Raw genomic sequence first — 11,789 nt, 5'->3', positions numbered from 1 at the left:
CAAACTCCAGGACTGCGGACTAACCGGCCGCAAGATCGACGTGAAAATTGACTTCTATAAGGCGCCACTGCGAATAGCGGTCGGCGGGCAGGCTGTAGGGTGCGCAATCGAGAACGGCCGTCTGCGCCCGCTCGGCCGCGGTGAGCCAGAACGAATTGCCCGAGGCCTGGATACGGCCCAGATCCTTCACGCGCGGCGGGCCGGACAGGCTGCCATCACGATTGAGGCGGACCTCGACGATGACGCCCAGATTCTCGGGATTGGGCATATCCGCCACCGTGCGCCAGCAACGATAGGTCTGCGACCGGATCAGCGTCGCCAGATCGGCGGTGTCCGTTGCACCGCTTCCGACAGCGCTCCGCTCGGAACCCTGGTCGGGCGCGCCGGCATCCTGACGGGCCTCGGCGACCTGGCGCTCGAGATCACCCAGCAGGTCAACCAGGGACGGCTCGGCCGGACGGGTTTCCGGCGGCTGCACGATACGCTGCGGTGGCTGGCGCACCGGTGCCGGGGGCTCTTCCGGTTCCGGTTCAGGCTCGGGTTCGGGGGTCACGGGCTCGGGCACGGTCTCCGGTTCGGCATCGATCACTTCCGCGACCTGCTCAGGCTCCGGCTCCGGTTCGGGAGGCGGTGGCGGCGCCGCGATTTCGTCCTCGATACTGGCTTCCTCGACCGCCTCCTCCGGTTCCGGTACCGGCTCCGGGGCCCGGGCGCGGACACTGGTCATCTCGCCCAGGGTCACGATGTCGATCGGAATGATCGGCGCGACATCGAACATTTGCGCGGCACGGGGCAGATAGATCAGCCCCGCGGCGATAATGCCGACGTGCACAAAGAGGGAGAGGATGAAACCACGCACGCGCCGACCGCTATCGCTCTATCGGGTCCGTGACGAGACCCAGATTGGTGAAGCCGGCCGCATTGACCCGCGCCATCACCCGGGCGACATCACCATAGGACGCACCGTCATCGGCGCGAATGAAGATCCGGCTGGCATAGCCGGTACCGGCGATCGCTGTCAGGCGCGGCGCCAGCTCTTCGAGCGTGACCACGGTTTCCTGCAGGTAGATCTCGCCATCGGTGGTGATGGAGATCGTCAGCGGTTCCTCGCCGGCGGGCAGATTGCGCGCCTCGGTGCGCGGCAGGTCGACCGGCACGCCGACGGTCAGCAGCGGTGCGGTGATCATGAAGACGATCAACAGGACCAGCATGACGTCAACAAAAGGCGTGACGTTGATCTCCGCCTTTGGCTTCCATTTGGAGCGCCCGCGGCCGGAACGGCCGTTATCGAGAGAAGCAGCCATCGCTCAATGCTCGTCGCGGTCAGCGAGTGCCGACAATTCGTCGACATAGCCATCGAGGCGCGATCCGTACTTGGCCAGGTTGGCCGAGAGCGTATTGAAGAAGATCACCGCCGGGATGGCGGCCAGCAGGCCCAGCGCGGTGGCAAACAGGGCCTCGGCGATACCCGGGGCGACGACTGCGAGATTGGTGTCCTGCGAGGCCGCGATGGCCCGGAAGGCATTCATGATGCCCCAGACTGTACCGAACAGACCGACGAAAGGTGCCGAGGAGGCGATGGTGGCAAGCACGCCGAGGCCGCTTTCGGTATCGGTCAGCTGACGGCCGGCTTCGGCACCGGCAGCCTTGGCGACGCGGCCGCCCGGATGGGCGCCCTTCCATTCGCGCAGCCCGGCCGCGAAGACGCGGCTGAAGGGTTCGCGCGCATTCTTGGCAAACTGGTCGGCCAGTGCGTCCAGCGAGCGGCCCGACCAGAATTCCCGTTCAAAGACCCGCGCCTTGGCGTGCAGGCTGCGCAGTTGCAGCGACTTGTCGATGGCGATGGCCCAGGACCAGACCGACATGAAGGCAAGAACACACATCACGCCCTTCACGACCCAGTCGGCGCGGAGGAACAGGGCGAGAAAGCTGAAGCCCTCGACCGCCTGCGCCACGTCTACAACAGTTGCATCCATGAAAATTTCCTCGACTTGCGTCCCGGCACGACACGCGGGGCGGTTGGCTTTCGCACGATTATTCACATTGCGGGCCATCGCAGGCCCGGCTCATCTGACGCAAGCCAAGCGCTATGGCGCCCGATTGCGGCAAATTTCAGATGATCAGGCGTCCCTGCCAGCAATTTCGTCGCAGACCCTCAACGCAGATCGCCGCCAATTCAAGCCTTCGCGGACTGCAATTTCAAAATTTGCTGATTTATTTCTGCAGCCGGTAGCGTCAGGCTTCAGAAATCACGAAAGGGAGCCAGGCCTCCGCCATGGACTTCGGCGGGCGTTTGGCGCGGCCCGCCGGATCCATGCAAACCGCCTGGACGGTCGCGGTCGCGATAATCTCGTCACCGCGCCGCAGGACCTGGTCGAGCATCATGCGCGCCCCCTGCTGCGGCCGGTAGATGGTCTCGACCACCAGTGCATCATCGACCTTGGCCGCCCGCACGAATTCGACATTCATCCGCCGCACGGCCAGCGCCAGCGGATCGGCCCGGGTGGCAAGCTCGGTATGGCTGATACCGAGACAGCGCAGGCTGTCGGTCCGGCCACGCTCGAAGAAATGCAGATAGCGCGCGTGATAGACGACGCCGGAAAAATCTGTGTCCTCGTAGTAGACACGCACCGGCAGGCGATGGATGCGGTCGGCACCGAAGGCGCCAGAGGTGGGGAGGAGTGGATCGGTCATGGCATCACTTCCCGAACAGGCTGGCTGGCCCGGTCGCCGGTGCGGCCGGCGGTGTGAGCCCGAGATGCTCCCAGGCGCGCGCTGTCGCGACGCGGCCGCGCGGCGTGCGTTGCAGGAAGCCCTGCTGGATCAGGAAGGGTTCAACGACATCTTCCAGCGCATCGCGCGCTTCGGCGAGTGCCGCCGCCAGGGTTTCAACGCCGACCGGACCGCCGGCGAAGCTCATCATCAGGGCCTTGAGGTAGCGACGGTCGAGGCTGTCGAGCCCGAGGGCATCGACTTCCAGGCGCCGCAGGGCCTTGTCGGCGGTTTCGGCGGTGATTTCATTGCTGCCATCGGCTTCAACGAAATCGCGCACCCGGCGCAGCAGCCGCCCGGCAACGCGCGGCGTGCCGCGGGCGCGGCGGGCGATTTCGCGGGCACCGTCGGGACTGGCATTGATGCCCAGCTTGTTGGCGGCGCGGCTGACGATCAGGCCGAGCTCGGCCTCGTCATAGAATTCCAGCCTCACGGGCACACCGAAACGGTCGCGCAGTGGATTGGCCAGCAGGCCGGCGCGCGTGGTGGCGCCCACCAGGGTGAAGGGCGGCAGCTCGATCCGCACGGTGCGCGCCGAAGGCCCCTCCCCGATCACCAGATCGAGGCAGTAATCCTCCATCGCCGGATAGAGGATTTCCTCGACGACGGGCGGCAGGCGGTGGATCTCGTCGATGAAAAGAACATCGCGCGGTTCGAGATTGGTCAGGATGGCCGCGAGATCACCAGCCTTGGCGATCACCGGACCCGACGTGGCGCGAAAACCGACGCCCATCTCGCGAGCGACAATCTGGGCCAGGGTCGTCTTGCCCAGCCCCGGTGGGCCGGAGAGCAGAACATGGTCGAGCGCTTCCTCACGTCGGCGGGCGGCGTCCACGAAGACTTTCAGATTGGCGATTGAGGCTTTCTGGCCGACGAAATCATCAAAAGAGAGCGGACGCAGGGCCTTGTCGCGACTATCGCCCGGCTGCGGCGCATGGTCGACAAGACGGTCGGCATTGGGGTCCGGGAAGGCGTCAGTCATGATGCACCGGGTTTAGCCTGATCTGCCCGCGGGCAGCAATGACCGGCTGCGCCGACCTCATGGCGCCAGCACGCGCAGCGACAGACGGATCAGGTCGGAGATCGGGGCATCGGCCCCGGCATCGCGCATCACCGTCGCAACGGCCTGGCGGGCGATGCTCTCCGGATAGCCCAGATTGAGGAGGGCCGAGACGGCATCATCGCGAGCCGCGCCAGCTGATGGCGTTACAGCCTGCTGCGCCGGTGCGTCCGGCGCGGTTCCCGCCTCATCGTGGACGGGCAGGCCAATGGAGAAACTGCGGCCGAGCGGTGGCGCCTTGTCCTTGAGCTCGGTGGCGATACGGGTCGCCAGCTTGGGGCCGACACCCTTGGCGCGGGCGAAGGCGGCCTTGTCACCGAGCGCCGTGGCATTGGCGAGTTCGTGCGGTGGCAGCACATCGAGAATGGAGAGCGCCGCCTTGGCGCCAACGCCCTGGATTTCCTGCAGGCGGACAAACCAGGCGCGGTCGAGATCATCAGTAAAGCCATAGAGCTTGAAGGCGTCCTCACGGACATGGGTCTCGATATGCAGCACCACCGCCTGCCCTGGCTCCAGCCGCGACAGCGTCCGCGCCCCGGCGCCGACCAGATAGCCGACACCATTGACGTCGATCACCGCCTCCTCGGCGCCCAGGGCCTCGACGACCCCTTTCAACATCCCGATCATGCGACGCTCCCGATGCTTCGTGCCCTGCGATGATGGGCGTGACAGATGGCGATGGCCAGCGCATCGGCTGCATCGGCCGTGGCCTTGGTGCCCGGCAGCAGGACGGAGACCATCGCCGCAATCTGGGCCTTGTCGGCGGCACCGGTGCCGACCACGGATTTCTTGACCAGGCGGGCAGCGTATTCGGCCACGGGCAAACCCGCCTGGGCCGGCGCCAGCAGGGCCGCGGCGCGGGCATGCCCCAGCTTCAATGCCGATGAGGCATTATTGGCCATGAAAGCCTCCTCGATCGCGGATTCGTCGGGATGATGGAGCCGGACCAGTTCGGTCACCGCGTCAAAGATGTGATTGAGACGCATTGCGAGCGGGGCATCAGTCGGCGGCGTCACAACACCGTGCGCGATGGCCGCGAGGCGGTTGCCATCCACAGTGATCACGCCCCATCCCATTCGGCGCAGGCCGGGGTCAATTCCCAGAATTCGAATCATGCTCACAACAAGGCCCGCCTTTGATCAAGGGTTTACCATTCACCCAAAGAAAAGAACAAGAGGTGAACGCAAAATTGCCGATCTGAAATGTCCGCATCGGCGATCAACTCCGGCACAATTTTTCTGCGAGCGCTTCGCAGTCTCAAATTTCATGCGAATTGATCGCAAAAACTTTGGCTAACCAACTGAAAAACCTTATTTTAATAATCCGCAGTATTGTTTGACCGGTATCCGGCCTCACGGCTACAGTAATAGCCATTATGCACCATCGCGAACGCAGGGTTCGTTGGTATAAAAGGGGAAATTTCAAAATGGCCAAAAAAGGCAAGATGAGCCGTCGCTCATTTCTGACGCGCGTTGCAGGCGGCACGGTCGCCGTCGGCGCTGTCGCGACCGTCGCTGGCGCAACGATGCTGCAGCGCAGCTCCGATGCGGATCCTTCCGATTCTGCGGGCAATGCACGCACCGGCATCACCGACAGCGATTCGGGCAGCTATGCGGACCAAGCTGGTCACGGCAGCGGCAGCACCGGTTACACGGATAGCGATAGCGGCGCCTGCGCCGACACCGGCGGCCATGGTCGCGGCAACTCCGGCTATACGGATAGCGACAGCGGCAGCTGCTCCGATCCGGCCGGTCGCGGACGCGGCGGTTAAGCCAGTCATTTGCGGGTCCGGGCGCCTGCGCGTCCGGACCCGTCCTTCATGCGAGGGATAGCATACCGGCCCCTGGGGAGGCGCCGGACTTCATCTCAAAGGATATTTGGCATGGCAAAAAAGGGAAAGCTGAGCCGCCGCTCGTTTCTGACGAGCGTGGCGGGCGCGGCAGTCGCAACCGGCGCAGCGGCCGTCGTCACCGGCGGTTCTGAAGCGCAACGATATACTGGCCGTACCGACAGCGATACCGGCAGCCACGCTGATCGCGCCGGGTACGGACGCACCGGCATGACGGACAGCGACAGCGGGTCCAATGCGGATCGCGGCGGCTATGGCCGCGGCAGCACAGGTTATACCGATAGCGACACCGGCAGATATGCTGACCCGGCCGGACGTGGCCGCGGCAATACCGGCGTTACCGACAGCGACACCGGCGCCTATGCCGACCCGGCCAATCGCGGTCGCGGCGGACGCACAGGCGTAACCGACGGCGACAGCGGCAGCTATGCCGACCCGGCCGGACGCGGACGCGGTCGCCCGAACAACACAACCGGTCTCACGGATTCCGATCCGAATGATCCGGTCGGCAATGGTCGCGGACAGCGCGGCTTCACTGACAGCGATAGCGGCAGTTGTGCCGATCCAGGTGGACGTGGCCGTGGGCCGGTCCGCCAGGGCACGTCTGACAGCGATTCCGGTCGATGCTCGGATCCCGGTGGCCGTGGCCGCCCGGGCTATTGAGCCCATTGCTCGCGACTGAATTTGCGGGCGGGCCGCACCATGCGGCCCGCCCAAATTTCTTTACGCCCAACCTTCTCGTGAGGGAGATCATGCAATGGCCAAACGTGGCAAACTGAGCAGACGTTCATTCCTGACCCGTGTCGCCGGAGCTTCGCTCGCGGTCGGCGCAACCGGCGTTGTTTCTGCTTGCGCGACAACCGGATACACCGATGCCGACCCGTATGATCCGGTCGGTGGTGGTGGCGGCGGCTATGGTGGCCGCGGTGTCACCGACAGCGATACCGGCCGCTATGCCGACCAGGTCGGCTATGGCCGTGGCGCCGGCATCACCGATGCCGATACCGGCAGCTATGCCGACCCCGTCGGCCGGGGACGTGGCGGCGGCGTGACCGACAGCGACACCGGCAATTATGCCGATCCGGTCGGACGCGGTCGCGGCAGCAGCGGCATCACTGACAGTGATACCGGCAGCTATGCCGATCCGGTTGGCCGTGGACGCGGCGGAAGCGGCGGCGGCAGCCGCGTGACCGACAGCGATTCCGGCCGCTATGCCGACCCGCCGGGCCGTGGCCGCGGTGGCAATAGCGGCGTCACTGACAGCGACACCGGAGCCTATTCCGATCCGGTTGGCCGTGGTCGCGGTGGCGGCGTCACCGACAATGACAGCGGCAGCTATGCCGACCCGGTCGGCCGGGGACGTGGACGTAGCGGCCGAGGCCGCAATGTAACCGACAGCGATACCGGCAGCTATGCCGATCCCGTCGGGCGCGGCCGCGGACACTGATTCAACTGGCCAGGATATTGAACGGGCAGGGCCGCAACGCCCTGCCCGTCAAACCTGCCATCATCGCCTGCACCGTCACCTGGAGTGCATGCAGGACAACCAGAAACATGTAAGATTCCGATGCAAGGCGCGATCGGGAACAAGCGGGGACCAATGAGCGACCAACAGTGGATGCAGGATGTACTCGGATACCTGCTCGACCCAATGAAACCGGAAGAGTTCTTCGCCGATTACCACGAAAAGAAGGCCTTCGTCGCACACCGGAACGAGCCGGGCCGTTACCGGCCCCTGCTCTCCATCCAGCGGATTGACGACCTGATTTCGGGAATGGATTTCCAGCCCGGCACACTCGACATGGCCCGCTCGGACCCGCCGATCTCACGCGCCGACTACAGTTTCGAGAGCGGCATGATCGACCGCGGCGCCGTCGCGCGGAATTTCCAGCAGGGTGCCACCATTGTCCTGCCGCAGCTGCATCAGGTCGACCCGACACTCGCCGGCTTCACCCGCTCAATCGAATCCCTGCTGTCCTGTCACGTCCAGACCAATATCTATCTGACGCCGCCGGACGCCCAGGGCTTCAAGACCCATTACGACGATCACGACGTCTTCGTGCTGCAGGTGGAGGGATCCAAATCCTGGCGTCTGTACGACACGCCGGTCGAGAACCCATATCGCGGTGAAGGCTTTCAGCCCGGCGCCCATGAAGTGGGCGAACCGGTACAGGAATTTGTCCTGCACGCCGGGGAATGTGCCTACGTGCCACGCGGGCTGATGCATGATGCCTCAACCCACGGCCATGATGTCTCTCTGCACATCACCGTCGGCCTGATCGTCAAGACCTGGGCCGACCTGATGCTTGAGGTCGTCTCCGAGGTCGCCCTGCGGCGTCCGGAGTTCCGGCGCGCCCTGCCCGTCGGCTTCGCCCAACCCGAGTACGACCGCAGCCATGCCGAGGCCCAGTTCAAGAGCCTGGTCGCAGCCCTCGCCAGTGAGGCGGATCTCGATTCGTCCTTCGACCTGTTCGTCGACAACTTCATCCGGTCCCGGACGCCGAATACGCGCGGAACCATCGTGAATTTCGACACGCCGACCAAGGCGGGACAACGCTACCGCCTGCGGCCGCTCGTGCCCTGGCGTCTGGCCGAGGATGGCGACGAGATCGTCATCATCACCGCAGGCGGCGAGGTCCGGTTCCCGGCTGCAGCCGAGCCCGGACTGCAGATACTGCTCGATGGCGGAGACATCTCTGACAGCAGCTTCCCGGATCTGCCGGAGGATCAGGTGCAAGATACGCTGAAAAAACTCTTCGCCTACGGCCTCAGCACGCCGGTCCGCTGATTTCAGTAAGTATTTCGCTACCCTAATCGATGCATTATTCAATCGCGCAACCGCCAGATGGCGGCTGGATAATGCATTGACGGGCCATTGAGCCCTTACGATGTGGGGAAAACTGACCGCTCATGATTTTCAGATACCTCGCCATCCCCTTCGGCATCCTGGTCACATTTCTCATCCTTTGGCTGATGTGGCCCTCGCCGATCGATCCTGTCCGCTGGGATGAAGCGCCCACGCCGCCACTGACCGCTGCCACAGAGCCGAATGACGCCCTGCGCGCTGCAGACATCTACCCGGTCGGCGGCGCCGGTGTGGCGCGCGGCATCGCTGTTTCGCCCGACGGCATGGTCTATTTCGGCACGCCGTTCGGCGACATCATGCGCCTGAGGGCCGGCATCGCCGATGACAGCGTCAGGCCGGAGCGCGTCGCCCACATCGCCGACGCCTCGATTTACGGCCTCGGCTGGATCGATGAATCGACACTCGCGGTCACAACCCCCGACCGCCTCTACGCCTTGAACCTGACGAGCCGGACCGTCGAGACACTCAGCGCGGGCAGCACCGCGGCACCTTTTGGCAATCTGACCCATGTCGCTGTCGCCGATGACGGAACCGTCTATTTCACCGATTCATCGGCCCGCTGGGATCACACCTCGCCGCGCCCCGGCTATTTCTACGACATGCTGGAAAACCGCCCCAATGGCACCGTCTACGCCTGGAACCCGCGCACGGGCGAGGCGGCTCCCGTGCGCGACCGTCTCTACTATCCTAACGGAATTGCCATCGCGTCTGACGGCCAGTCATTGCTCGTCAGCGAAAGCTTCCGCTACACGATCAGACGCATCTGGATCGCCGGACCGCGCAGTGGTGAGGTCGAGATCTTCGCCAAGAATTTGCCGGGGATTCCAACGGGCATCACGCTTGATGGCAAGGGGCATGTGGTTGTGGCCATGGCCACCAGGCGTTCGCGGCTTCTGACCAACGCACACCGCCATCCCGGCCTGACACGTATCCTGATCAAGCTGCCGCAATGGCTCCGCCCGAACGAGGCGAGACCACAGGGTTTCATCCTGCGTCTGGATGAGACCAATGGGCAGATCCGCGACACCTTCCACGACCCGGACAGTGCGATCAATTACCTCTCCAGCATCACGCTTGGCCCAGGCGGCGTGTTGTGGTTCGGCTCCGCCTTCGGCGGCGTCGTCGGCCGCTTCACTCCGCCCGAATACACGCAGCAGCCCGTCGATCCCTGAGCGACACGCCCGCCTACACGCCTTTGCCGGCTAGCGGCCCAGACGCGTGCGGGCCTTCTCGACAATCGCCTCGACGGTAATCCCGAACAGCTTGTAGAGCTGCCCGGCCGGTGCGCTGGCACCGAAACCGGTCATGCCGACGAAATCACCATCGGACCCGATCAGGGCATCCCAGCCATAGCGCAACGCTGCCTCGATCCCGATGCAGGGCACGCCCGGCACCATGATCTCGTCGCGATAGCGCCGGCCCTGATCCAGGAAGAGATCAATACACGGAGCCGATACGACCCGCGCGGCGATGCCCGTTTCAGCCAATTGCGCAGCGGCATCGACCGCAAGAGCGACTTCCGAGCCGGTCGCGACCAGAATGATATCGGGATCGCCAGCCGTGTCACGGAGGATATAGGCCCCGCGCGCTGACCGGTTTTCCTGGCCATCATCATCACGCAGGAATGGCAAGGTCTGACGCGAGAGGGCGAGCACGCTCGGTCCCTCGAGCCGCATCAATGCCAGCTCCCAGGCCTCTGCCGTCTCGAGCGCATCGGCCGGACGGTAGACATGCATGTTCGGAATCGCCCGCAGCGAGGCGAGTGTCTCGACCGGCTGGTGGGTCGGACCGTCTTCGCCAAGCCCGATTGAATCATGGGTCAGCACATAGATGACCGGCTGTTGCATCAGCGAGGACAACCGCATCGCCGGCCGGCAATAATCGGCAAAGACGAGGAAGGTCGCGACATGGGCGCGGAAACCGCCATGCAGGGTGATGCCATTGGCGCAAGCGGCCATGCCGTGCTCGCGCACGCCAAAATGAATGTACTGGCCCGCATAGGAGTCGGCTGAAACGACATCCATGCCGGGGGCTTTGGTCAGATTGGAACCGGTCAGATCAGCGGAGCCGCCGACAAGGCCCGGCCAGTCGCCGATGATCGCCGCGAGGGCCTTGCTGGAGGCAACACGCGAGGCCAGGTCGGGGCGCTCCTCGGCGACCTTGCGGCGCCAGGCTGTCAGTGCAGCGCGTTCGGCTTCGCCGGCATCGCCGGAAATCTGGGACACAAATTCGCCGGCCAGCTCCGAGGCCGAAAGACGGTCACACCAGGCGGCGTGGGCCTCACTCGAGGCCGTGGCCCGCCAGTCCGAATAGATGTCTTCGGGAATTTCGAACGGACCATAGGGCCAGTTCAACGCCTTGCGGGTTCCGGCAATTTCCTCGGCGCCCAGAGGCGCACCGTGGCTGCCGGCCGTCCCGGCCTTGGTCGGGGCGCCGAAACCGATCGTGGTGCGGCAGGCGATCAGGACCGGCCGGTCGCTGGTCTTGGCTGCCTCGATCGCGGCATCAACCGCGTCGATATCATGGCCATCAACCCGGCTGGTCGCCCAGCCAGCTGCTTCAAAGCGCTTCAGCGTATCGGTCGACTCCGAGAGGCTGGTCGGCCCGTCGATCGAGATTTCATTGTCATCCCACATCACGCACAGACGGTTGAGCTTCAGATGCCCCGCCAGCGAGATGGCCTCGTGGCTGATGCCTTCCTGCAGATCACCGTCCGATGCGATCACCCAGGTACGGTGATCGACCAGCGCATCGCCATAGCGGGCATTGAGCATGCGTTCGGCCAGCGCGAAACCGACCGACATCGAGATGCCCTGCCCCAGCGGCCCGGTCGTCGCCTCAACGCCAACGGTGTGACCGTATTCGGGGTGTCCGGGCGTGAGCGAGTCGAGCTGGCGGAACTGCTTGATCTGGTCGAGCGTCATATCCTCGAAACCGGTCAGGTGCAGCAGCGAATAGAGCAACATGGAGCCGTGACCGGCGGAGAGGATGAAGCGATCGCGATCGGCCCAGCCCGGTGCCGCCGGATCGAATTTCATGTGTTTGGCCCACAACACGGTCGCAACATCAGCCATGCCCATCGGCATGCCCGGATGGCCGGAATTGGCGGCCTGCACCGCATCCATGGAAAGGGCCCGGATGGCATTGGCCATTTGAGCGAGACGGGTCCGGGGAATTGCGTTCATATCTGTCTCTCTCTTGGCGTCATGGTCACGGTCGGATCGCCCGGCCCTGCCTGCTTG

12 protein-coding genes and 1 pseudogene are annotated in these 11,789 nt (G+C 64.6%); 5 read left to right on the top strand and 8 right to left on the bottom strand.

Annotated features, from left to right (window positions below; translation table 11 throughout):
- Positions 1-19: 19 nt before the first annotated feature.
- The 7 genes from ACN0YF_RS01860 to ruvC form a co-directional block, all read right to left on the bottom strand.
- On the bottom strand, positions 20-859 hold the full coding sequence (locus ACN0YF_RS01860) for a hypothetical protein (protein ID WP_417493112.1): 840 nt from the start codon (positions 857-859) through the stop codon (positions 20-22).
- Positions 860-869: 10 nt separating this feature from the next.
- Complete coding sequence (locus ACN0YF_RS01855; protein WP_417482861.1) at positions 870-1,304, bottom strand: ExbD/TolR family protein; 435 nt, start codon at positions 1,302-1,304, stop codon at positions 870-872.
- A 3-nt stretch (positions 1,305-1,307) separates the two neighbouring features.
- The gene (tolQ, locus tag ACN0YF_RS01850; protein WP_417482860.1) at positions 1,308-1,976 is read right to left on the bottom strand and encodes a protein TolQ; all 669 of its coding nucleotides are present in this window, start codon (positions 1,974-1,976) and stop codon (positions 1,308-1,310) included.
- A gap of 259 nt (positions 1,977-2,235) precedes the next feature.
- A complete protein-coding gene (locus ACN0YF_RS01845; protein WP_417493111.1) occupies positions 2,236-2,694 on the bottom strand; it encodes a YbgC/FadM family acyl-CoA thioesterase in 459 nt (152 codons plus the stop codon).
- Positions 2,695-2,698: 4 nt separating this feature from the next.
- Complete coding sequence (gene ruvB, locus ACN0YF_RS01840; protein WP_417493110.1) at positions 2,699-3,754, bottom strand: Holliday junction branch migration DNA helicase RuvB; 1,056 nt, start codon at positions 3,752-3,754, stop codon at positions 2,699-2,701.
- Positions 3,755-3,811: 57 nt separating this feature from the next.
- Complete coding sequence (ruvA, locus tag ACN0YF_RS01835; protein ID WP_417493109.1) at positions 3,812-4,459, bottom strand: Holliday junction branch migration protein RuvA; 648 nt, start codon at positions 4,457-4,459, stop codon at positions 3,812-3,814.
- On the bottom strand, positions 4,456-4,947 hold the full coding sequence (gene ruvC, locus ACN0YF_RS01830) for a crossover junction endodeoxyribonuclease RuvC (RefSeq protein ID WP_417493108.1): 492 nt from the start codon (positions 4,945-4,947) through the stop codon (positions 4,456-4,458). Before ruvC ends, ruvA begins: the two co-directional genes overlap by 4 nt.
- 260 nt (positions 4,948-5,207) lie before the next feature.
- On the opposite strand from ruvC, the gene ACN0YF_RS01825 reads away from it, so the two are divergent.
- The 5 genes from ACN0YF_RS01825 (at position 5,208) to ACN0YF_RS01805 (ending at position 9,719) form a co-directional block, all read left to right on the top strand.
- Positions 5,208-5,603, top strand: coding sequence for a hypothetical protein (locus ACN0YF_RS01825; protein WP_417493107.1), 396 nt, complete (start codon positions 5,208-5,210; stop codon positions 5,601-5,603).
- 111 nt (positions 5,604-5,714) lie between these two features.
- Entirely contained in the window at positions 5,715-6,344 is a 630-nt protein-coding gene (locus ACN0YF_RS01820) for a hypothetical protein (RefSeq protein ID WP_417482854.1), read from the top strand.
- Between the two features lie 94 nt (positions 6,345-6,438).
- Positions 6,439-7,128: a hypothetical protein gene (locus tag ACN0YF_RS01815; RefSeq protein WP_417493106.1), complete on the top strand. Its 690-nt coding sequence runs from the start codon at positions 6,439-6,441 to the stop codon at positions 7,126-7,128.
- A 153-nt stretch (positions 7,129-7,281) separates the two neighbouring features.
- A complete protein-coding gene (locus ACN0YF_RS01810) occupies positions 7,282-8,469 on the top strand; it encodes a cupin domain-containing protein (RefSeq protein WP_417482852.1) in 1,188 nt (395 codons plus the stop codon).
- A gap of 122 nt (positions 8,470-8,591) precedes the next feature.
- On the top strand, positions 8,592-9,719 hold the full coding sequence (locus ACN0YF_RS01805) for an SMP-30/gluconolactonase/LRE family protein (protein WP_417493105.1): 1,128 nt from the start codon (positions 8,592-8,594) through the stop codon (positions 9,717-9,719).
- 30 nt (positions 9,720-9,749) lie between these two features.
- Here the strand turns inward: ACN0YF_RS01805 and tkt are convergent.
- Positions 9,750-11,786, bottom strand: a pseudogene (gene tkt / locus ACN0YF_RS01800) (transketolase); the annotation flags it as partial.
- Positions 11,787-11,789: the final 3 nt, after the last annotated feature.

This window comes from Maricaulis sp. (assembly GCF_048270265.1).
GTDB lineage: Bacteria > Pseudomonadota > Alphaproteobacteria > Caulobacterales > Maricaulaceae > Maricaulis.
Note: the sequence above shows the minus strand (reverse complement) of the source record. Positions and strands in the feature narration are given on the sequence as shown.